18 protein-coding genes and 4 pseudogenes are annotated in these 20,398 nt (G+C 72.9%); 9 read left to right on the top strand and 13 right to left on the bottom strand.

The window, feature by feature from the left end:
• Positions 1–67: 67 nt before the first annotated feature.
• The gene (gene bla / locus CCZ36_RS32780; protein WP_069741704.1) at positions 68–1,006 is read left to right on the top strand and encodes a class A beta-lactamase; all 939 of its coding nucleotides are present in this window, start codon (positions 68–70) and stop codon (positions 1,004–1,006) included.
• A gap of 24 nt (positions 1,007–1,030) precedes the next feature.
• On the opposite strand, the gene CCZ36_RS32775 is transcribed toward bla, so the two are convergent.
• From CCZ36_RS32775 to CCZ36_RS32725, 11 genes and pseudogenes are all read right to left on the bottom strand, one after another.
• Positions 1,031–1,714 carry an ABC transporter ATP-binding protein gene (locus tag CCZ36_RS32775; protein WP_128819206.1) on the bottom strand — a complete coding sequence of 228 codons (684 nt, stop codon included), beginning with the start codon at positions 1,712–1,714 and terminating at the stop codon, positions 1,031–1,033.
• Positions 1,707–2,708, bottom strand: coding sequence for an ABC transporter ATP-binding protein (locus CCZ36_RS32770; RefSeq protein ID WP_128819205.1), 1,002 nt, complete (start codon positions 2,706–2,708; stop codon positions 1,707–1,709). Before CCZ36_RS32770 ends, CCZ36_RS32775 begins: the two co-directional genes overlap by 8 nt.
• Positions 2,705–3,561, bottom strand: a pseudogene (locus CCZ36_RS32765) (ABC transporter permease). Before CCZ36_RS32765 ends, CCZ36_RS32770 begins: the two are co-directional and overlap by 4 nt.
• A complete protein-coding gene (locus CCZ36_RS32760) occupies positions 3,554–4,519 on the bottom strand; it encodes an ABC transporter permease (protein ID WP_079134026.1) in 966 nt (321 codons plus the stop codon). Before CCZ36_RS32760 ends, CCZ36_RS32765 begins: the two are co-directional and overlap by 8 nt.
• A gap of 23 nt (positions 4,520–4,542) precedes the next feature.
• Positions 4,543–6,158 (bottom strand): annotated as a pseudogene (locus tag CCZ36_RS32755) (ABC transporter substrate-binding protein).
• Between the two features lie 151 nt (positions 6,159–6,309).
• The gene (locus CCZ36_RS32750; protein WP_069741707.1) at positions 6,310–6,825 is read right to left on the bottom strand and encodes a hypothetical protein; all 516 of its coding nucleotides are present in this window, start codon (positions 6,823–6,825) and stop codon (positions 6,310–6,312) included.
• Positions 6,826–6,970: 145 nt separating this feature from the next.
• On the bottom strand, positions 6,971–8,089 hold the full coding sequence (locus CCZ36_RS32745; protein WP_128819204.1) for an acyl-CoA dehydrogenase family protein: 1,119 nt from the start codon (positions 8,087–8,089) through the stop codon (positions 6,971–6,973).
• A complete protein-coding gene (locus tag CCZ36_RS32740; protein WP_128819203.1) occupies positions 8,086–9,279 on the bottom strand; it encodes an acyl-CoA dehydrogenase family protein in 1,194 nt (397 codons plus the stop codon). Before CCZ36_RS32740 ends, CCZ36_RS32745 begins: the two co-directional genes overlap by 4 nt.
• Entirely contained in the window at positions 9,276–10,241 is a 966-nt protein-coding gene (locus CCZ36_RS32735; RefSeq protein WP_069736011.1) for an NADPH:quinone oxidoreductase family protein, read from the bottom strand. Before CCZ36_RS32735 ends, CCZ36_RS32740 begins: the two co-directional genes overlap by 4 nt.
• A gap of 130 nt (positions 10,242–10,371) precedes the next feature.
• Positions 10,372–10,971 (bottom strand): helix-turn-helix domain-containing protein, encoded by a 600-nt coding sequence (locus CCZ36_RS32730; RefSeq protein ID WP_069736012.1) that lies wholly within the window; start codon positions 10,969–10,971, stop codon positions 10,372–10,374.
• Positions 10,972–11,049: 78 nt separating this feature from the next.
• Positions 11,050–11,783, bottom strand: a pseudogene (locus CCZ36_RS32725) (PIG-L deacetylase family protein).
• Positions 11,784–11,856: 73 nt separating this feature from the next.
• Here CCZ36_RS32725 and CCZ36_RS32720 point away from each other — a divergent pair.
• Positions 11,857–12,429, top strand: coding sequence for a rhodanese-like domain-containing protein (locus CCZ36_RS32720; protein WP_069736014.1), 573 nt, complete (start codon positions 11,857–11,859; stop codon positions 12,427–12,429).
• A 10-nt stretch (positions 12,430–12,439) separates the two neighbouring features.
• On the opposite strand, the gene CCZ36_RS32715 is transcribed toward CCZ36_RS32720, so the two are convergent.
• Positions 12,440–13,735: an alpha/beta fold hydrolase gene (locus tag CCZ36_RS32715; protein ID WP_128819202.1), complete on the bottom strand. Its 1,296-nt coding sequence runs from the start codon at positions 13,733–13,735 to the stop codon at positions 12,440–12,442.
• 338 nt (positions 13,736–14,073) lie between these two features.
• On the opposite strand from CCZ36_RS32715, the pseudogene CCZ36_RS36150 reads away from it, so the two are divergent.
• A pseudogene (locus CCZ36_RS36150) lies at positions 14,074–14,235 on the top strand (aldo/keto reductase); the annotation flags it as partial.
• A 39-nt stretch (positions 14,236–14,274) separates the two neighbouring features.
• On the opposite strand, the gene CCZ36_RS32705 reads toward CCZ36_RS36150, so the two are convergent.
• Positions 14,275–14,574: a DUF2087 domain-containing protein gene (locus tag CCZ36_RS32705; RefSeq protein ID WP_128819201.1), complete on the bottom strand. Its 300-nt coding sequence runs from the start codon at positions 14,572–14,574 to the stop codon at positions 14,275–14,277.
• A gap of 387 nt (positions 14,575–14,961) precedes the next feature.
• Between CCZ36_RS32705 and CCZ36_RS32700 the strand changes: the two genes are divergently transcribed.
• From CCZ36_RS32700 to CCZ36_RS32675, 6 genes are all read left to right on the top strand, one after another.
• Positions 14,962–15,861, top strand: coding sequence for a nitroreductase/quinone reductase family protein (locus CCZ36_RS32700; RefSeq protein WP_128819200.1), 900 nt, complete (start codon positions 14,962–14,964; stop codon positions 15,859–15,861).
• Between the two features lie 114 nt (positions 15,862–15,975).
• Positions 15,976–16,668 carry a hypothetical protein gene (locus CCZ36_RS32695; protein ID WP_128819199.1) on the top strand — a complete coding sequence of 231 codons (693 nt, stop codon included), beginning with the start codon at positions 15,976–15,978 and terminating at the stop codon, positions 16,666–16,668.
• Positions 16,665–17,345 carry a DUF4166 domain-containing protein gene (locus CCZ36_RS32690; protein ID WP_069736019.1) on the top strand — a complete coding sequence of 227 codons (681 nt, stop codon included), beginning with the start codon at positions 16,665–16,667 and terminating at the stop codon, positions 17,343–17,345. Before CCZ36_RS32695 ends, CCZ36_RS32690 begins: the two co-directional genes overlap by 4 nt.
• Positions 17,342–18,001 (top strand): TetR/AcrR family transcriptional regulator, encoded by a 660-nt coding sequence (locus CCZ36_RS32685; protein ID WP_128819198.1) that lies wholly within the window; start codon positions 17,342–17,344, stop codon positions 17,999–18,001. Before CCZ36_RS32690 ends, CCZ36_RS32685 begins: the two co-directional genes overlap by 4 nt.
• A 220-nt stretch (positions 18,002–18,221) precedes the next feature.
• Positions 18,222–19,280: a tetratricopeptide repeat protein gene (locus CCZ36_RS32680; RefSeq protein WP_128819197.1), complete on the top strand. Its 1,059-nt coding sequence runs from the start codon at positions 18,222–18,224 to the stop codon at positions 19,278–19,280.
• A complete protein-coding gene (locus CCZ36_RS32675; RefSeq protein ID WP_128819196.1) occupies positions 19,277–20,326 on the top strand; it encodes a polyprenyl synthetase family protein in 1,050 nt (349 codons plus the stop codon). The genes CCZ36_RS32680 and CCZ36_RS32675 overlap by 4 nt, the downstream gene beginning before the upstream one ends.
• The last annotated feature ends 72 nt before the right edge of the window (positions 20,327–20,398 follow it).

The following is a 20,398-nucleotide window of genomic DNA, read 5'->3' as shown; positions in this document are numbered from 1 at the left end:
TACCGGGACGGACCGTGCGGCCCCGTCCCCGACACGCTCCGCTCCGGAGCGCCAGGAGGTTTCGCCCATGCATCACCCCCGCGTCAGGACCGCCGTCGCCGGTCTCGTCGCCGTGCTGTCCCTCGTGCCGCTGGCGGCCTGCGGGCAGAGCGACTCCACCGCGCCCCCTTCGTCCGCCAAGCCCGCCACGAGCGCGTCGGCCTCCGCTGCCGCGGCGAAGCCGTACACCGGCGACTTCAAGAAGCTGGAGCGCGAGTTCGACGCACGGCTGGGCGTGTACGCGATCGACACCGGCACCGGACGCGAGGTGACCCACAACGACCGGGCGCGCTTCGCCTACCACTCCACCTTCAAGGCGCTCCAGGCCGCGGTCGTCCTCAGCACCTACTCCCTGGACGGCCTCGACAAGCGGGTGACGTACACCCGCGAGGACCTGGTCGCCCACTCTCCGGTGACCGAGAAGCACGTCGACACCGGCATGACGCTGAAGGAGCTGTGCGACGCCTCCGTGCGCTACAGCGACAACACCGCGGCCAACCTCCTCTTCGACCACGTCGGCGGGCCCAAGGGCCTGGACGCCTCGCTGGAGAAGCTCGGCGACGACATCACGCGGATGGACCGGGAGGAGCCGGAGCTGAGCCGATGGGTCCCCGGTGAGAAGCGCGACACCTCCACGCCCCGGGCGCTGGCCGAGGATCTGCGCGCGTTCGTCCTGGGCAAGGCCCTGCGCGCACCCGAGCGGGCGCAGCTGACGACGTGGCTGCGGACGAACACCACCGGGGACGCGGTGATCAGGGCGGGTGTGCCGGAGAACTGGGTCGTCGGTGACAAGACCGGGACCGGCAGCTACTACGGGGCCCGCAACGACATCGCCGTGGTGTGGCCCCCGGACTCCGCGCCCATCGTGATCGCCATCCTGTCCCACCGCGGTACGAAGGACGCGGAGCCGGACGACGAACTCATCGCCGAAGCGGCCTCCGTGGTCGTCGACTCGCTGTCCTCCTAGCGGTTCATGTGTTCTCCCAGCGGTTCATCCGGCAGCCGCGGCCGGTGTCCTCTCCGTGTCTCGCTCGTCCCAGCGGACCGTACGGTCGCACCAGCGCTCCAGCAGCACCCGGTCGTGGCCGACGGCCAGCAGGGCCGCCCCGGACTCGGCGCGGTATCGCTCGACGACGGCGACCAGGGCGGCCGTGGTGGACGCGTCGAGCATCGCGGTCATCTCGTCGCAGATCAGCAGCCGGGGCCGCAGCACCAGGGCCCGGGCGAGGCAGGCACGCTGGAGCTGGCCGTCGCTCACCGCGTGCGGCCGGCGCTCCAGCAGCTCGGCGGAGAGGCCGACCAGCGGGGCCAGTTCCGCCACCCGCTCGGGGACGTCCCGGCGACGGCCGGTGGACCGCAGCGGCTGGGCGATCAGTTCGCGCAGGCTGAGGCGGGGGTCGGCGGAGAGCCGGGGCTGCTGGAAGACGACACCGACGGCGGTGCGCTGCTCGCGCGGGGCGCGGTGCCGCCAGCCGCGTATCACCGTGCCGTCGAGGGTCATGGTTCCGGCGTCCGGGCGGTGCAGGAGGGCGGCGACCTTGGCCAGGGTGGACTTGCCGCAGCCGCTGGGGCCCAGCAGTCCGACCGCCTCGCCCGCCGCGACGCGCAGGGACACACCGCGGACGACGGGGTCGCGGCGGTCGTAGCCGGCGGTGATCCGGTTCAGCTCAAGCATCGGCGGACTCCTTCGACGGGGAGGCCGCCCGGCCGGTCGGCGCATGGTGGCAGGCCAGGCCCGCCGTGAAGGCCGGTCGTTCGCCGGTGCAGCGGGCGTCGGCGTACGCACAGCGGTCGGCGAAGGCGCAGCCGTCGGGCAGCGCGCCCAGCTCCGGCGGCATCCCGGGGATCGGGATGAACTCCCGCTCGGGCAGGGCGTTCAGCAGCCCCTTGGCGTACGGGTGGCGGGGGCCGGGGGCGCCGAAGAAGGTCTCCGCCTCCGCGATCTCGACGATCCGGCCGGCGTACATCACGGCGACCCGGTCGGCGATGCGTTCGGCGGCGGCCAGGTCGTGGGTGATGATCAGCAGCGCCCGGCCCTCGTCGGTGTGGCGGCGCAGTTCGTCCACGGTCCGCTCGACGAGATCCCGGTCGAGTCCGGTGGTCGGTTCGTCGGCGAGCAGCAGCGGGGCGTCGCCGATCAGGGCGAGGGCGGTCGCCGCGCGCTGGGCGAGGCCGCCGGAGAGTTCGTGCGGGTAGCGGTCGAGATGCCCCTCGGGGAACGAGGCGCGGGCGGCGGCCGCCGCGGCGGCATTCGGCAGCTCGCCGCCCCGGGCTCCGGTCAGCTCGCGCAGGCTCTCCTCCAGCTGGGCCCGGACGGTCCGCACAGGGGTGAGGTGGGCTGCGGGGCTCTGCGGTACGAGACCGATGCGCCGTCCCCGTACGGTGCGGGCGAGGGTGTCTTCGCCGGCGGTGAGCAGGTCCGTGTCGCCGCCGAGCACCGCGCTTCCGGTGGTGGCCGCGTTGGCGGGCAGCAGGCCGAGCAGGGCGGAGGCCAGGACGGACTTGCCGCAGCCGCTCTCGCCGACCAGGGCCAGGCACTCCCCCGGCGCGACGGAGAAGCGGGCGTCGGTGACGGCGGCGATGTCCCGGCCGCCGCGCATCCGGAAGCGGACGGAGAGGTCCCGGACGTCCAGGACGGGCACCACGGTGTTCTCGCGGTCGACGGTCACAGCATCAGCTCCGATTTCCGGCGCGGGTTGATCCGGTCGCGCCAGGCTCCGGCGAGTCCCGCGAGCGCGAGGGTCGGGACGATCAGGAAGAGGCCGGGGAAGAGGGTGGGCCACCAGTCCCCGCGAGCAGCGAACCGCGCGCGGACTGGACGAGGTTGCCGAGGCTCGCCTGATGGGCCGGGAGGCCGAGGCCGAGGAAGGACAGCGCGGACTCGTGCCACATCGCGTGCGGCACCATCAGCACCGCCGCGAGTCCCGCCTGCGGCAGCACACCGGGCAGCAGGTGGCGGACGATGACCCGGGTGCGGGATGCGCCGCCGGAGACGGCCGCGTCGATGAAGGGGCGCGAGCGCAGCGAGAGCACTTCCGAGCGGACGATCCGGGCGGTGGAGATCCAGTGCGTCAGGGCGACCGAGACGATCACCGGCCAGACGCCGGGCCGGAACATCGCGACGATGAAGATGCCGAGCAGCAGGTGCGGGATGGAGGACAGGGCGTCGACGACCCGCATCACGATCCGGTCCGCCCAGCCGCCGAACGCTCCGGCGAGCGCGCCGATCGCCGTGCCGATGACGGTGGCGGTGAGGGCGGCGACCAGGCCCACGAGCAAGGAGACGCGCAGGCCGTAGACGCAGCGGAGCAGGAGGTCGCGGCCGACGTCGTCGGTTCCGAAGGGGTGGGCGAGGGACGGCGGGTCGAGCTTGTTGGCCAGGTCGACGGCCTGCTGGTCGAGCTGGGCCAGTGGCGGGACGACGAGGACGGCGAGCGCCACGACGGTGACGATCACCGCCGAGGTGACGACCCGGACGCGGCGGGTGGTGCGCCCCGGCCGGGCGAGAGCGGTCTCAGCCATCGAAGGCCACCCGGGGGTCGGCGAGTCCGTAGAGGAGGTCGGAGAGCAGGTTGCCGAGCAGGACGGCGGCGGTGGCGAGCACCGTGAGCGCGGCGAGCAGGGAGAAGTCCACCGAGGTGGCGGCCTGGACGGTGGCGGCGGCGATGCCGGGCCAGCTGAAGACCGTCTCGACGAGCAGCGCGCCGGTGATGAGTTCGGGGACGCGGGAGCCGATGAGGGTGAGCATCGGCAGCATCCCGGAGCGCAGGGCGTGGCCGAGCAGCACGGTGCGCTCGCTCAGTCCCCGGGCGCGGGCGCCCCGGACCGGGTCCTCGGCCAGCGCGTCGGCGACCCCTTGGCGTACGTACAGGAAGAACCACGGCAGCTGGGAGATGCCGAGGACGGCCGCGGGCAGCACCAGGTGGGAGGCGACCTGGCCGAAGGTGACGACGTCGCTGGCGGCGTCGGTGAGTCCGCCGGCGGGCAGGACGTCGAGCTTCAGGGCGAAGAACCAGATGGCGAGCAGCCCGAGCCAGAAGGCGGGGGCGGCCTCCAGGGTGTACGCGACGGAGCTGACGCACCGGTCGAGCCAGCCGCCGGGCCTACGGGCGGCGAGGACGCCGAGGCCGGTGCCGAGCAGGATCGCGATGAGGAAGGCGGTGGCGGCGAGCAGGACGGACCAGCCCATGCGTTCCGCGATGACGTCGGCGACGGGCTGGCGCATCACGCTGGAGTCGCCGAGGTCGCCCTGGAGGGCGGAGGTCAGCCAGTCCCACCAGCGGGCGACGAGCGGCTGGTCGACGCCGAGGTTGGCCCGCAGCTGGTCGAGGTTCTCCTGTGATGCGGTGAGCCCGGCGGTGCCCGCGTAGGCCTTGACCGGGTCGAAGGGGGACGCGGCGGCGACGGCGAAGACGCCGAAGGTGACGACGCCGAGGACGGGGACGGCGAACAGCGCCCGCCGTCCCGCCATCCTCGCCATCGGCCCCCAGGGGAGGCGCCGGCTCACTTCTTCGCGTCCCCGGCGTTCTCGGTGGACCACTTCTCGACGTTCCACCAGGGGCCGGAGGCCAGCCCGTGGTCGTGCGGCTCGACCTGGGTGGTGAGGGAGCCGAAGCGGTCGTCGACGACGTAGAGGTGGTCGATGTGGGTGAGGAAGGTGTAGCCCGGGTTCTTCACCAGCTCGCGCTGGACGGTGTCGTACGCCTTCTTCCGCTCGGCCTTGTCCCCGCTCCTGCGCCCCGCCTCGATCGCGGCGTCGACGGCCTTGTTGTCGTACCAGGCCATGTTGTTGAAGCCGTCGCCCGCGAGGGAGGACTTGAGCAGGGTGTACTGGTCGAAGTCGGGGTCGGCCGGGGAGCCGCCGCCCGCGAGCACGGCGTCGTGCTTCATGCGGGGCTCGATGACCTCCCAGGTTCCGGCCTCGGTACGGATGTCGATGCCCGCCTTCTTGGCGTCGGAGGCGTAGGCGAGTGCGTGCTCCTGGCGGAGCTTGTCACCGCTGAGGTACCAGAGGGGGAAGGTGGCGCGCACGCCCTCCTTGACGCGGACGCCGTCCTTGCCCGGCTTCCATCCGGCCTCGTCCAGGATCTTCTTCGCGGCGGCGAGGTCGTGCTTGCGTTCCGTGCCCTCGGTGAACCACTCGCTGTCGGTGGGGACGGGGCCGTAGGCCGGTTTGCCGCTGCCGTTGAGGATGGCGTCGACCATCGTCTGCCGGTCGACCGCCACGTCGAGGGCGCGGCGCACGGCGGTGTCTCCCGCGACCTTGTTGTTGGTGGGGAGCGTCACCGTGCGGTAGTCGTAGCTGTTCGCGGCGTAGGTCTTCTTGGCCTTGTCGTTCGCGAAGCCCTTGGCGAGGTTGGGCGGCAGGATCGCGCCGTCGAGGTCGCCGGAGCGCAGCCGGGTGGCGCGCACGTCGTCGTCCTTGATGATCGCCATGGTGAACTTCTTCACCTCGGGTGCGCCGTCCCAGTAGTCGGGGTTGGCGGTGAAGCTGAGCTTCTCGCCCTTGGACCACTTGGTGAGGACGTAGGGCCCGGTGCCGATCGGCTTGGTGGTGAAGGCCCCGGTGTTGACGTCCTGCTCGCCCGCGATGTGCTCGGGGGCGATGGGCAGGACGGTGCGCTGGGCGAACGGCGCGTAGGGGTACTTGAGCGTGAAGACGACCGTGTCCTCGCCCTTCGCCGTGACGTCCTTCACGGCGTCCAACTCGGTGCGGGAGGGTTGTTGGTCTTCTCGTCGAGGATGGTGCGGTAGGTGAAGACGACGTCCTTGGCGCCGAACGGCTTGCCGTCGCTGAACTTCACGCCCTGCCGCAGCTTGTATGTGTACGTCAGGCCGTCATCGCTGACCTCGGGGAGTTCGGCGGCGAGGGCGGGGCGGAGCTTCATGTCCGCGTCCAGCGCCAGCAGCCCGTCGAAGATCTTGGAGTTGCCGTCCTTGCCGTAGCCGAGCAGCGGGCTCAGGCTGTCGGGCTCGTAGGCGATGCCGACGACGGCCGAGGTGGAGCCCGGCCCGGATCCGCTCTTGGCGCTGTCCGGGTTCGAGCAGGCCGCCGCGGTCAGGGACAGGGCGGTCGCCAGTGTGGCGGCGACCGCCACCCGTATCGATCGGGCCGTCATATCTCTGCACATCCCTGTTGAAGGTCGGCTGCTATTGCGAACAACATGCAATTAAACAGCACGTAAAAGGCCCTGGTACACCCCGCCCCGACAGTCGAGACGTGGTGTGCCGGGGCCGGCACGACAGGGAACGGCCGCTCGGGTCCCGCTTTTACAGCGAAGCGTCGGCCAGCTCGATGGTGAGGACGTCCTCGTCCCGCGCAGGGTGGTCGATCGTGATCGAGCCGGCCGCGCCGACGTAGGCCCCCGTCCCTCCGGTGATCGCGAAGACGTGGGACCACGGCTGAGCGTTCACCGGAGGCTCGGTCACCGCGGGCAGCGGCCGCTGGAAGACCGTGGCAGCCGTGATCAGGCCGTCATCGAGGCTCAGCACCAGCGTCGCCAGGACGGACGAACCGTCCAGCCCCACGGAGACGGGCAGGCAGTGCGCGTTCTCGGTCCCCACACCGGCGCCCTGTGCGTCCGACAGGTCGTAGCGGACGAAGTACGGGACGCCGGCCGTGAGGACGTCCGGGATGTTCGCGCCCGTGCGCCTGCCGGTGAGAACGATCCGGCGGGCCGCCCTGCGCGCCGCGTGGGCGGCCCCGTCCGCCCCGACGACCAGTCCCCCGGCAACGGTCGCCGCCGAGGTCAGCCGCAAAACCCTCCTGCGATCCATGTCCGTCATCGCGTGCCTCACACCCTTGTCAGTCGTCTGTCCGAGCGCACTCGCGCCCCACGGACAAACGGCCACCGGGACGGAACGGATCGCCTCGCACGCGCACACCACCGCAATGGACGAGTCGGCCGACGTGTCCGAAGACGGTCGAGCGCTACGGGGCCGGGAGTTCCGCCAGCTCGGCGACCTCCTCACGGTGGCTGCCCGCCGAGCCGTACGCCACGGAGTCCGCCTTGGCCCGCTTGAGATACAGGTGCGCCGGGTGCTCCCAGGTCATGCCGATCCCGCCGTGCAGCTGGACACACTCCTCGGCGGCGTGCACGGCGACGCCCGAGCAGTACGCCTGGGCCACCGCGACGGCGAGCGGGGCGTCGGGGCTGCCGGTGGCCAGCGCGTCGGCGGCGTTGCGGGCGGCGGCGCGGGCCGAGACGGCCTCCAGCCAGAGCTGTGCCATCCGGTGCTTGAGCGCCTGGAACGATCCGACCGGCCGGTTGAACTGGTGGCGTTCGCGGGTGTGGCGGACGGTCTCGGTCAGGCACCACTCGGCGATCCCGAGCTGTTCGGAGGCGAGCAGTCCGGCCCCGGCGAGCAGTCCGCGCCGTACGGCGGTGGCGCTCGCGTCCGCGTCGGCCAGCAGGGTCCCGGCCGCCCCGGTCAGGGTGACGGCGGCGAGCGGGCGGGTCAGGTCGAGCGGGACGAGCGCCTCGACGGTGACGCCGGGGCTCGAGGTCTCGACCGCGTACAGCCCCTCGGCGGTCGGCACCAGCAGGACATCGGCGGCCGCCGCGTCGGCGACGCCCCGGACCGTGCCGTCGAGTGCGGCGAGGACCGGGCCCGCCCCTGCGGGCGGGGTCGCGAAGGGCACGGCGAGCACGGCCGTACGGGCTCCGGAGGCCAGTTCGCCGAGGAGTGCGGCGGCCGGCCCGTCCTCGGCACCGAGCCCGAGCAGAGTCTCGGTGGCCACGACGGAGCTGGTCAGGTAGGGGGCGGGGGCGACGCTGCGGCCCAACTCCTCCAGGACGACGGCGGCCTCACGGTGGGACGCGCCCTGGCCGCCGAGCTTCTCGGGGACGAGCAGTCCGGCCGCGCCGATGTCAGCGGCCAGCGAGGACCACAGCCGCGGGTCGTACGGCGTGTCGGACTCGGTGGCGGCGATGACCGTCGGCGCGTCGGCCCGGTCGGCGAGGAGGGCGCGGACGGCGGAGCGCAAATCCTCCTCGTCCTGCGAGTAGAGCAGGTCGGGGGTGGCGGGGGGCTGGGTGGGGGCGGTCATCGGCTCAGGTCCTTCCAGGCGACGTCCTTGTCGTTGCGGGGCTCGGCGGGCAGCCCGAGGACGCGTTCGGCCACGATGTTCAGCAGGACCTCGCTGGTTCCGCCCTCGATGGAGTTGCCCTTCGAGCGCAGATAGCGGTAACCGGCGTCCCGTCCGGTGAAGTCGACCAGCTCCGGGCGGGCCATGGTCCAGTCGCTGTACAACAGACCCTCGTCGCCGAGGAGTTCGACCTCCAGGCCGCTGATCTCCTGGTTGAGGCGGGCGAAGGCGAGCTTCATGCCCGACCCCTCGGGTCCGGGCTGTCCGGCGACGAGCTGCTGGCGCAGCCGCTCGCCGGTGAGCCGGGCGACCTCGGCCTCGACCCAGAGGGTCAGCAGGCGCTGGTGGGTGTCGGGGGTGCGCAGCTCCGGGCGTTCGCGCCAGGTCTTCGCGACCGGGCCGATCATGCCGCCCTCGCGGGGGATGCGGGAGCCGCCGATGGAGACGCGCTCGTTCATCAGGGTGGTCTGGGCGACCTTCCACCCCTCGCCGACGGGTCCGAGCCGGTGGCTGTCGGGGATGCGTACGCCGGTGAGGAAGACCTCGTTGAACTCGGCCTCGCCGGTGATCTGGCGCAGCGGCCGGACCTCGACGCCGGGGTCGGTCATGTCGCAGATGAAGTAGCTGATGCCCCGGTGCTTGGGCAGGTCGGGGTCGGTGCGGGCGATGAGGATCGCCCAGCGTGCCAGGTGGGCGCTGGACGTCCAGACCTTCTGGCCGTCGACGATCCAGTCGCCGGTCCCGTCCTGGACGGCCCGGGTGGCCAGCGCCGCGAGGTCGGAACCGGCACCCGGCTCGCTGAACAGCTGGCACCAGACCTCCTCCCCCACCCACAGGGGGCGCAGGAAGCGGCGCTTCTGCTCGTCGGTGCCGAAGCCGAGGATGGTGGGCGCGGCCATGCCGAGGCCGATGCCGATGCGGCGCGGGTCGTTGTCCGGCGCGTCGGCGGCGGCGAGTTCGGCGTCGGCGACCTGCTGGAGGGAACGGGGCGCGTCGAGCCCGCCGAGGCCCACCGGGTAGTGGACCCAGGCGAGTCCGGCGTCGAAGCGGGCTTTCAGGAAGTCGGTGCGCCCGATGGTGGCGGGCGGGTGCGCGGCGAGCAGCTCGCGGGTGCGGCGGCGGACCTCGGCGGCGTCCACGGCGGGGCTCATCGGGCGTCTCCGGGAAGGACGACGATGCGGCCGGTGCTGGTGCCGTCGGCGACGCGCTGGACGGCGTCGGCCGCATCGGCCATCGCGACACGCTCGCTGATCAGCGGCTTCACGATGCCCTGCTCGGCGAGCTTGGTCAGCTCCTCGTGGCAGGCGCGGACGGCGGCCGGGTCCTTGGTGTTGTAGAGGCCCCAGTGCAGTCCGACGACCGAGTAGTTCTTCACCAGGGCGTGGTTGAGGGCCGGGGTGGGGATGACTCCGCTGGCGAAGCCGATGAGGAGGATGCGCCCCTCGAAGGCGACGCACTTGGTGGACTTGGTGTACGCGTCGCCGCCGACCGGGTCGTAGACGACGTCCGCGCCGCGCCCGCCGGTGGCTTCCTTGACGGCGGCGACGATGTCCTCGCTCCGCCGGTCGATGACCAGGTCACAGCCGAGCTCGCGGGCGACGGCAGCCTTGTCGGGGCCGCCGACGACGCCGATGACCTTCGCGCCCGCGGCCTTCCCGAGCTGGACGGCGGCGCTGCCGACACCGCCGGCCGCCGCGTGGACGAGGAGGGTCTCGCCGGGCTGGAGGTGGGCTCGGCGGTGCAGGCCGAACCAGCCCGTCTGGTAGCCGACGTGCAGTGCGGCCGCCTCGGCGTCGTCCAGGGCGTCGGGGGCGGGCAGCAGGGCCGCCTCGTGCGCGACGATCCAGTCGGCGAAGCCGCCGTGGGGCAGAACGGGGTTGGCGAGGACCCGCCGTCCGTCCTCGGTGGTGCCGCACACCTCCAGGCCCGGAGTGAAGGGCAGCGGCGGCCGCACCTGGTACTGGCCCCGGCAGAGCAGGGCGTCGGGGAAGTTGACGTTCGCCGCGCGGACCTCGACGAGCACCTGCCCGTCGCCGGGCGTGGGCCGGTCCGTCTCCTCCAGCCGCATCACCTCGCCCGGCTCGCCGTTCCGGTGCACTCGCCATGCCTGCATGAGGGGCCTCCACAACACTGTCGGCGTCAACCGCCGAAGCGGTCGGCATTACCACTGCTGCGCCGCATACTAAGCGGTCGCTTGTCGATCTGGGAACACCCCCGGCCCGGACCTCGGAAGGCTTCGGACCTCAGCCGCGCCGGGGCTTCGCCCGTACGTGCATCCGCTCGCCCTGCGGACCGAAAAGGCTGAGGAACTCCACCGTCTCGTCCCCGGCGGGACCGAACCAGTGCGGCAGCCGGGTGTCGAACTCCGCGGCCTCGCCCGGCTCCAGCACCAGATCGTGTTCGGCCAGCAGCAGCCGCAGTTTGCCGGAGAGCACGAACAGCCACTCGTATCCCTCGTGCGTGCGCTGCTCCGGCGGGCCGCCACTGCCGGGCTCCTGGATCAGCTTGTACGCCTGGAGGCCGCCCGGCCGGGCGGTCAGCGGCAGCATGGTCCGGCCGTGCTGCACGATCGGCTTGGCCCGCACCCGGGGGTCGCCGACGGGTGCGGCGCCCACGAGGTCGTCGAGCGGCACCTCGTGGGCGCGGGCGATCGGCAGCATCAGTTCGAGGCTGGGGCGACGACCGCCGGATTCCAGCCGGGAGAGCGTGGAAACGGAGATGCCGGTGGCGGCCGAGAGGGCGGCGAGGGTGACCCCGCGGTCCTTGCGCAGTCGGCGCAGTCGGGGGCCGACGCCGGAGAGGACGGACTCCAGTTCCGGGTCGTCCCGGTCGCGTTCCTTCATCCGGCCATTGCAGAATCGGCAAGCCGTTTTGTCAACCGGACAATCTCGCCGACCGGGCACCTCACACGACGACGTGCCCTACTGCGCGAAGACCTCGAAGGTGACCGCGGGCCGGCCGCCGAACCGCTCGGCGGCGGCCTCGACCATGCCCGTCAGAAAGGTCCGGCAGTACCGTTCCGGGTCCTGTCGGGTCAGCGCCTCGATGTACGTACGGTGTTCCAGCAGCGAGCGGACCGAGCGTTCGAGGCCGGCCGTCGCGTCGACCGCGTGGGTGGGCCGGTCGCTGCCCGCCACGGCGATCCAGCGCACCCCCTTCCACGGCTGGAGTCCCTGCTCGTCCAGGTCGGGGAAGATCCAGCGGTTGCCTGCGTCGGCGACGGCGTCGAGGGTGGCGCGCCCGACCGCGCGGTGGTCGGGGGTGTTCCAGGCGGCCCGCCCCAGGTGTCCCGGTGATTGAGCGTGACGACCAGTTCGGGGCGGTGACGGCGGATGGCCGCGGCGATGTCGCGGCGCAGCCCGGTGCCGTATTCGATGACGCCGTCGCGGTGGTCCAGGAACTCCACGGTCCGTACGCCGACGACGGCGGCGCTCGCCCGCTGCTCCCGTTCGCGCACCGGTGCGCACTCCTCGGGCGGCAGGGTGTCGATCCCGGCCTCGCCGCGGCTGGCGAGGAGGTAGACGACCTCACGCCCGCCGTCGGTCCACTCGGCAACGGCGGCGGCCGCGCCGTACTCCAGGTCGTCCGGGTGGGCGACCACGGCCAGGGCGCGCTGCCAGTCGCCGGGCATGGGTTCGAGTCGCTGCGGCGTCATACGGGCAGGCTACCCCCGGCTCCGGCGGCGGACGTGCGACGCTGGAGTCCGGCCGAACGAAAGGAAGCCCCTCGTGCCCACCCCCGCCTCCCTCTCCCCCGCCCAGGCCGCAGCCCGCCTGGAGGAGTTCACCGTGATCGACGTGCGGGCTCCGGGCGAGTACGCCGCCGGGCATGTCCCCGGCGCCCTCAACATCCCGCTCGACAAACTGCCGGACGCCCTGCCCGCGCTCAAGTCCGCCTCCGCGCGCGGTTCGCTGCTGGTGGTGTGCGCCTCGGGGGTCCGGTCCACCCGGGCGTGCGAGATCCTCGCGGGCGCGGACATCGAGGCCGTGACGCTGACCGGCGGCACGTCCGCCTGGGAGGGCGACGGCCGCGGCCTGGACCGCCCCGAGGGTGCGCGCACCACGTGGGCCATGGAGCGTCAGGTGCGGCTCGCGGCGGGTTCGCTGGTGGTGGCGGGCCTGGTGGCGGGGATTCGCTTCCCGGCGGCGCGCTGGCTCTCCGCGGGCGTCGGCACGGGCCTGGTCTATTCGGCGCTCAGCAACACCTGCGGAATGGCGGCGGTCCTCTCCAAGCTGCCGCACAACCGGGCCCCACGGGCCGCCGGCGACCTGGACGCCACGCTGGAGGAGCTCCAGCGCTGACCCGGCCGGGTCAGGCCTCGTCGCGCACCAGGGACAGCAGCCGGTCCAGGACCCGGGGGCCACCCGCGCGGACCCCGTCGTGCTCGTACTCGTTCGTCACCCAGGTCCGCAGCCCTCGGATCGCCGCCGCCGTGCGCAGCGAGTCCGCGGTGTCGACGTACATGTCGTCGTGGTAGACGGCCGCCGCGACCGGGACCTCGTTGGCGGCGAGCCGTTCGGGGTCGTACAGCACCGGCCAGTCGGTCCGCCGGGCCAGCAGCTCGGCGGTCTCGCGCAGGGGCCGCAGCGCCGGGTCGACGTCGAAGTGCCAGGGGTGGATGGTCTCGCCGGTGAAGAGGAGCGGCCCGTCGCCCTTCAGCGCGGTCGCCGCGTCGAACTGCGGGAACTCTCCCCGTACGCGCTCGGCGGCCCAGTCCGTGGCGCGTTCGCCCTGCCCGTAGATGGCCTCGTGCAGCAGGGCGTAGAGCGGGTGTCCGGCGAAGGAGACGGCGGTGCGCATCGCTTCCTGGAAGGTGTCGGAGAGTTCGGTGCCGTGCGGAGTGCGGACGAACGCGTTCTCCAGCAGGTAGTGCAGCTGGTGGCCGCCACTGCCGGAGCCGAGCATGATGCCGAGCGACTGGAAGCCCTCGGGGGTGAGCCGGTGTCCGGCGTACTCGGGCCGATGCTGGGCGAGGTGGGCGGCGATGGCGCGGGCGCGCTCGACGTCCTGCGGGTAGCGGGCGTAGTGGGCGGCGACCTTCCGCTCGATGCGGGGGTACGCGGCCCGGTAGACGTCGTCCGCGTGCGCGTCCAGCGAGGGCAGCCCGCCGGTGATCAGGACCTCCTTCAGCCCTTCCGGGGCGGCTGAGAGGTAGCGGACGGCGCAGAAGCCGCCGAAGGACTGGCCGAGGACCGTCCAGGGTGCTCCGCCGGTGAGCCGCTGCCGGATCAGCTCGCAGTCGCGGACGATGGAGTCGGCGCGGAAGTGGGCGAGGTAGCCGGCCTGCTCGCGCGGGCCGCCGCGCAGCGGCAGGGTCTGCCGGTTGGCGGGGGTGGAGAGACCGGTCCCCCGCTGGTCCAGGAGCAGCACCCGGAACTCGCGCAGGGCCCGGCCGAGCCAGGCCTCCGTACCGACGAACCGGCGCGCGCCGAAGCCGGGACCGCCCTCCAGATAGACCAGCCAGGGCAGTTCCTCGCCGGCCCGGGAGGCGGCGACCGCTTCCCGGCCGTACACCTCGATCTGCTCGCCGGCGGGGTCGCTGTGGTCGAGGGGCACGGTGAAGCGGCGGTCGGTGAGGACGACGCCGGGCTGCCGGTAACTGCTCACAAGAACTCCTGTATCCGGGGTGCTGGCCGATCCGGGCGAAAGCGCCAGTCCAGCACATGACCGCCCCGGTTCGGCGATGGGGGCACGCCCCCCATCGGACAACCCCCCTCCCAAATCTTGCCCGCGTTTACACATAGCCCGCGTATGCAATTATTGCCGACGCCAGTAAACGTCGCGCGCCGTCCATATCGGTGCGCACCGCGCTACGGAAGGCCGCCCACCGTTCCCACCGTCACGCTCAACAACGGCGTGACCATCCCCCAGCTCGGCTTCGGCGTCTTCCAGGTGCCCGACGAGGAGACCACCGCGGCCGTCTCCACCGCCCTGGAGGCCGGATACTCCAGCTCGGCAACATCGTGATCCCGAAGTCGGTCACACCCGAGCGGATCCGACAGAACATCGACGTCTTCGACTTCGAGTTGTCGGCCGCCGACATGGACGCCGTCGCCGCCCTGGACCGGGGCCTGCGCACCGGACCGGACCCCGACACCCTCAACTGACGAGGCCCGGGGGCCCGTTGCGCTGACCGTCCGTGCCGGTCAGCGGCCCCGTCGATAGCTGCTGCCGTCCCGGGGCCGGACCAGCAGCCCGGCGACGACGAGATAGCGGCGCAGTGCGGAGCAGTCCTCGTGGACGGTGAGCAGCGCCTCGTTCACCTCGCGCTCGGTGTACGAGCGCTCCCGCTCGAACAGCGTGTCGGCGAGGTGGGTGAGCAGCTGCTCCCGGCGGGCCTCCTTGCGCGGGATCGCGACCAGGCGGCCGTGCGAGAAGAGCGCCTCCACCGGGTGCGTGCGAGGAGTCGGGGGCAGCGGCGCAGGAGTCTTCTGTTGCGTGGGCATGGCCGGAAGCCTCGCAGGCTTCCCCAGGGCGGGCAACGCGTTTCCCGGCGCTGCCCGCCTTCGCGATTCCCTCCTTCACGATTCCCGCCCTTGCGCTGCCCGCCCCCGCATTGACAGGGACGAGCGGATCGGGTTCTCATGCTGTCCGTGCAGCGTGACGTCGGCCAAAGAGATCTGGGCCGGCCGGCGGTCAAGCCAGCACCTGTTCCCAGGGATGACGCCATGAGTCCCTTCATCGCCCCCTGCATCTGAGCATCTCCGGCCCCGGGCCCTCTCCGGCCCCGGGCCATCTCCGCCCCTGGCTGCCTTCGCGCACCCAGCGGCCGACACTCCGCGACGCACCGGGCCTTCACTGCCCGCATTTCTTCCGGGAGACCCAGAACCTCCATGCCCCAGACCTTCCAGCAGTCCGTCATCACCGAATTCCGTGCCAACGCCGGGAAGGTCGGCGGCCCCTTCGCGGGCACCGACCTCCTTCTGCTCACCACCACCGGCGCCCGTTCCGGAAAGCCTCACACCACCCCGCTCGGCTACGTCCGCGACGCCCGCCGGCTCCTCGTCGTCGCCTCCAACCTCGGCGCACCGCTCCACCCCGACTGGTATCGCAACCTCCTCGCCCACCCCACCGTGCAGGTCGAGCTGGGGGACGAGGCGTTCGAGTCCCTCGCCGTACCCGCCGAAGGTGCCCGGCGCGACGAACTCTTCGCCCGGGTCGTCGCCGAGGCGCCCGGGTACGCGGAGTACCAGGACGCCACCGACCGGGTGCTGCCGGTCGTGGTGCTCGAACTCCCCGACCCCGACGCGGCGGCTCCCCCGGTCACCTCGCTCGCCGACAAGCTGGTCGAGGTGCACACCTGGCTGCGGGGCCAACTGCGCCACGTGCACGACGAGACCGAGGTGTACTTCGCCGCGCGGGCGGGGTACGGGGGCGTCGGCGAACCGCCCGCCCCGGGTCTCGGTCTGCAGATCCGGCAGCGCTGCCTGGCCTTCTGCCAGGCGCTGGAGTTCCACCACACGGCCGAGGACGGGCACATGTTCCCCACCATGGAGGGCCACCACCCCCATCTGCGGGACGTCTTCGACCGGCTGCGGGAGGAACACCGTTCCATCGCGGCCGTGCAGGCGGCGCTCGCGGCCCTGCTGGCCGACGCGGCCATCACGGAACCGGACCGCTTCCGCGCCGAGCTGGCCCGGATGACCGAGGAGCTGACCGCCCACCTCGACCACGAGGAGAAGCACATCCTCCCGCTGCTGGCCGAGGTGCCCTGGCCTCCGGCCACGGCCTGAGCACCGACCGCCCAGAGGGGGTTGAGCGACTGCTCAATCCCCTCTGATAGCGTCCTGAAACGCGGAGGGGTTTGAGCACTCGCTCAAATACGCGCGGCGACCGGGGGACCAGACGTGGGGCTGTACATAGAGGCGTTGATCCGTACCGATCCGGACCGCCTGTGGGCCCGGACGCAGGATCCCGCCCAGCACCAGCGTTGGGATCTGCGCTTCACCGAGATCAGACCGCTGCCCGGTCCGGCAGGCTCCGCCCAGCGCTTCCGGTACGCGACCCGGGTGCTGCCCTTCCTGACCGTGGCGGGGACCGGGACCAGCGCGGGCGAGCGGGAGCGGGCGGACGGCGAGCGGGTCTCCGCCCTGCGGTTCGCTTCGCCGGAGCGGCTGTCGCTGCTCGCCGAGGGCAGCGGCTACTGGCGCTACGTCCCCACCGCCGACGGCATCCGTTTTCTGACGGGGTACGACTACCGGACCCGCTGGGGCCGCTTCGGCGCGGTCGCGGACCGGCTCGTGTTCCGGCCACTGATGGGCTGGGCGACGGCCTGGTCCTTCGACCGGCTGCGGCTGTGGTGCGAGCGCGACATCAGCCCGGCCCGGTCGCTGGCGCACGCCCTGGTGGAGGTGCTGGTACGGCTCCTTCTCGTGGCGGCGGCCCTCCCCTTCGGTCCGGCGGCCGTGCTGCCTGCCGCTCTGGCCGCGCTGCTGGCGCCACCGTCGTCGCTCACACCCGCCGCCCGGCGGTGTCTGCGCAGACCGCCCGGCCGACCGGCCGCCGCACCGTCCCTCCTGGCCCGTCTGGAGCGCCCGTGACCTCGATATTCGCCCGTGCGATGGGAGACGACTTCGCGCGGCTCCACCCCCGGCTGCAGCGCCGCTTCTCGGTCGGGCTGGAGAGCGGCGAGGCGTGCGTGGGGCGCGGGTCCATGGACCGGATCTGGCACGGCCGGGCGTTCGTCAAGCCGTTCCTCGCGCTCGGTGCCACGCGCAACATCCTGGTGCCGAGGACCGGCCGCGACGTTCCGTTCACCATCGAGAACGTGCCGTACACCGACTCCCACGGCCGGGAGACCGTCACCTTCGTCCGGACCTTCGCCCTGCCGGGCGGTGCGCGCCGCTTCGACGCCACGATGGTGCACAGCCCCGAGCGGTCCTGCGTGCTGGACTACCTCGGTACGCACCAGCACCTGGCCACGGACCTGCGGCTGACCGCGGAGCCCGACGGTTCGCTGCTGATCCGCTCCGGGGAGCACCGCTTCCGCGAGGGGCCCCTCGACCTGCGGGTCCCGGATCTGATCGGCGGAGATGCCGAGGTCCGCGAGTCCTTCGACGACGCCACGGGCCGCTTCCGTATCCGGGTCACGGTGACCAACCGCCGCTTCGGCCCGCTGTTCGGGTACGAGGGGACCTTCCGCGTCCGCTACGTCGACGCCCTGCGCCACGGCGTACGCGCCGGTCTGCGCCCGGTCCGCGAGGAGGCGCGGGCATGACGGCGGGCGCGACCGGGACGGACACCCGGACCAAGCTCTTGGAGGGCGCGCTGCGCACGCTCGCCGAGCACGGCATCGCGAAGACGTCGGCCCGTTCGGTGGCGGCCTCGGCCGGGGTCAACCAGGCACTGGTCTTCTACCACTTCGGTTCGGTCGACGAACTGCTCGCGGCGGCCTGCCGGTACGGTGCCGAGCAGCGCGTGGCCCGCCACCGCGACCGGCTCGCCGCCGTCACCACGCTCGCCGAACTCCTGCGGTGCGGGCGTGAGCTGCACGAGGAGGAGCGGGCCGGGGGCCATGTCGCCTTCCTGGCGCAGGTGCTCGCGGGGGCCCAGACCCAGCCCCGGCTGGCGCCCGCGACCGCGGCCGGGCTCGACCTGTGGACCGCCGAGATCGAGAAGGCCCTCGTCCGGATCCTGGCGGACTCGCCGCTGGGCGAGTTCACCGATCCGGTGGGACTCGCCCGCGCCGTGACCGGGGCGTTCGTGGGTCTGGAGATGTACGAGGGCGTCGACCCGAAGGGCGCGGAGCGGGCCTTCGAGGCACTGGAGCACCTCGCCGCGCTGGCCGGGGTGCTGGACGAGCTGGGCCCGGTCGCCCGGCGCGCGGTACGCCACCGGCTGCGGCGTACGGAGAGGGTACAGGGCGGGGCGTAACGGGACACGGGTGAGCCGGCCCGGAACGACCTGGTCCCCCGAGCAACCCCGCGCGCGCCCCTGCCGTCTTGATCGACGACAGGACGGTTCGCCGCACATGACGAGCGGCGCCCCACCCCCACAAGATCCCGGCCTGCACGACCGGCCGACTATACCTACCATGTATACATAGTGGGTATAGTTGTCCGGTTTCGGGCCCGGCACCGCGCGGAAGGCACCCATGCAGACCAAGGCACTGGCGCCCGAGTACCAGGGAGCTCTCACCAAGATGTCGGTGAACGCCTCCCTCACCGACGTACTGGCCGAGGGCGTACGCCACTTGAGGCAGGCCGAGCTCTCCGGATCGCAGGAGGAGGTGGCGCGCTCCGGCCTGGCCGTGGCCGAGGCGCACCGCAGGCTCGGCCAGGTGGCGGAGGCCGACCGGGCCTGGAAGGCCAGCTACCGGGCGGCGCGGTCGGCGGGGAACACCGGGGCGATGGCCTGGGCGCTGTGGAGCGGTGGCACGCTGGCGCGTCAACGCGGGGCGCTGCGCCTCGCGTTCCGGCTGCTCAGCCTCGCCGCGGAGCTGGGGAAGCGGGGCGGCGACGTGGTCGCCCGCGGCTACTCACTGGCCGGTCTCGCCGAGACCGGCCGGATCCAGGGCGACTACGCGACCGTCGCGACACTGCACGAGCAACTGCTGGCCGAGGCCCGCGCCCGGGGCGAGGCCCGGCACACCGTCTGGGCGCTGGAGGGCATCGCGCAGATCCACCGCAACACCGGTTCGCTGGACACGGCCCTGGAGATGTTCGAGGAGGCGGCGGTCCTGGCGGGCGACGCGGACGACCGGCGGGGCCGGGCCTGGGCGCTGCGCGGCATCGCCGACATCGTTTCCCTCCGGGACGGGGCGACCGGACGGGCGCTCGATCTGCTCGCCGAGGCCGAGGTCACCTGCCGCGAGATGAACCTCTCCAGCGCCCTGGCGTACAACCACAAGATGCGGGCCAACGTGCTGTTCCGCGCCGGGCGGTACGAGGAGGCGCGCACGGTGTACGAGCAGGCGCTCGGCGAGTTCCGCGCGATGGACGAGCCTCGGGGCGAGGCGCTGGCCTCGCTCGGCCTGGTCAAGGCCCGGGCCAGGCTCGGGCGGGACCGCCACGCCACCGCCGCCGACCTGGACGAACTGCGAGGCAGGCTCAGCCGGATCGGGCTGCTGAACGCCCGGGAGATGGTCGAGAAGGCGTACGCCGAACTCGGCGTGGAGCCTTCGTCGGCCGGGGCCGGGGACGACCGCCGATGACGCTCTCCACGACCCGCCGGGCCAGCGCACCGCAGATACTGGACCGGTGCCGCGAGCTGGTGCGCCCGGCCCTGGTGGCGTCGGTGGGCCGGCTGCACCCCTGGCACGCGGAGGCGGCGGCCTTCTCGCTGGGCTGGCGCGGTGCCGACGGCGAGCCCGTGCCCGGATCGCAGGGCAAGGGGGTCCGCCAGGCGCTCGCGGTGCTCGGCGCGGAGGCGGCGGGCGGCAGCGGTGAGGACGGGCTGCTCGGGGCGGTGGCGGTCGAGCTGATCCACACCTTCTCGCTGATCCACGACGACATCATGGACGGCGACGAGACCCGACGCCGCCGGCCGACGCTGTGGAAGGCGTACGGCACCGGCCCGGCGGTCCTCGCGGGGGACGCCCTGTTCGCCCTGGCCGTCTCCACCCTCGCGGAGGCTCCCGGCCCCGGCGGCCCCGCGGCGGTGCGGCACCTGGCGGGCGCGCTGGGTGATCTGGTGCACGGTCAGGCGCAGGACCTGCTCTTCGAGTCCCGGCCGTGGTCCGGTCCCGGGGCCGTCCTGCCGCACGAGTACCGGGCGATGGCCACCCACAAGACGGGCTCCCTGCTCGGCTGCGCGGCCGCCCTGGGCGCGGTGCTGGCGGGCGCTCCGGCGTCCACCGCCGAGGCGCTGGATCTGGCGGGCCGGCATGTGGGGGTGGCGTTCCAGGCCGTGGACGACCTGTTGGGGATCTGGGGCGACCCGCAGGTGACGGGGAAACCCGTGCACAGCGATCTGCGGCGGTTCAAGAAGACGTACCCGGTTCTCGCGGCACTGTCCGCCGACCATCCGGCGGCCGGGCGTCTCGACGCGCTGCTCACCTCCGCCGGGCCGCTCGACGACGCGGCGGCGCGCCGGGCGGCGGAGCTGATCGACGAGGCGGGCGGGCGGCGGGCGGCGGTCACCGAGGCGCAGGAGCACCTGGCCGCGGCCCGTGCCTGTCTGGACCGGGTGCCGCTGGCCGACGAGGCCAAGAGGGATCTGCTCACGCTGATCCCGTATCTCGTGGACCGCACCGGCTGACCCACGGCGGCCCACCGACCGCGTGGGCCGACCCGTCGCCCGGAGCGCCCCGGACACCGTCCGGGGCGCTCC

Source organism: Streptomyces sp. S063 (assembly GCF_002832675.1).
Lineage (GTDB): Bacteria > Actinomycetota > Actinomycetes > Streptomycetales > Streptomycetaceae > Streptomyces > Streptomyces sindenensis.
The sequence above is the reverse complement of the archived record's forward strand: the minus strand, read 5'-3'. Positions and strand labels throughout refer to the sequence as shown.

Coding starts and splice junctions, on each gene's coding strand:
- bla (WP_069741704.1), top strand. CDS start 68: ATGCATCACCCCCGCGTCAGGACCGCCGTCGCCGGTCTCGTCGCCGTG.
- CCZ36_RS32775 (WP_128819206.1), bottom strand. CDS start 1,714: ATGCTTGAGCTGAACCGGATCACCGCCGGCTACGACCGCCGCGACCCC.
- CCZ36_RS32760 (WP_079134026.1), bottom strand. CDS start 4,519: ATGGCGAGGATGGCGGGACGGCGGGCGCTGTTCGCCGTCCCCGTCCTC.
- CCZ36_RS32750 (WP_069741707.1), bottom strand. CDS start 6,825: ATGACGGACATGGATCGCAGGAGGGTTTTGCGGCTGACCTCGGCGGCG.
- CCZ36_RS32745 (WP_128819204.1), bottom strand. CDS start 8,089: ATGACCGCCCCCACCCAGCCCCCCGCCACCCCCGACCTGCTCTACTCG.
- CCZ36_RS32740 (WP_128819203.1), bottom strand. CDS start 9,279: ATGAGCCCCGCCGTGGACGCCGCCGAGGTCCGCCGCCGCACCCGCGAG.
- CCZ36_RS32735 (WP_069736011.1), bottom strand. CDS start 10,241: ATGCAGGCATGGCGAGTGCACCGGAACGGCGAGCCGGGCGAGGTGATG.
- CCZ36_RS32730 (WP_069736012.1), bottom strand. CDS start 10,971: ATGAAGGAACGCGACCGGGACGACCCGGAACTGGAGTCCGTCCTCTCC.
- CCZ36_RS32705 (WP_128819201.1), bottom strand. CDS start 14,574: ATGCCCACGCAACAGAAGACTCCTGCGCCGCTGCCCCCGACTCCTCGC.
- CCZ36_RS32700 (WP_128819200.1), top strand. CDS start 14,962: ATGCCCCAGACCTTCCAGCAGTCCGTCATCACCGAATTCCGTGCCAAC.
- CCZ36_RS32685 (WP_128819198.1), top strand. CDS start 17,342: ATGACGGCGGGCGCGACCGGGACGGACACCCGGACCAAGCTCTTGGAG.
- CCZ36_RS32680 (WP_128819197.1), top strand. CDS start 18,222: ATGCAGACCAAGGCACTGGCGCCCGAGTACCAGGGAGCTCTCACCAAG.
- CCZ36_RS32675 (WP_128819196.1), top strand. CDS start 19,277: ATGACGCTCTCCACGACCCGCCGGGCCAGCGCACCGCAGATACTGGAC.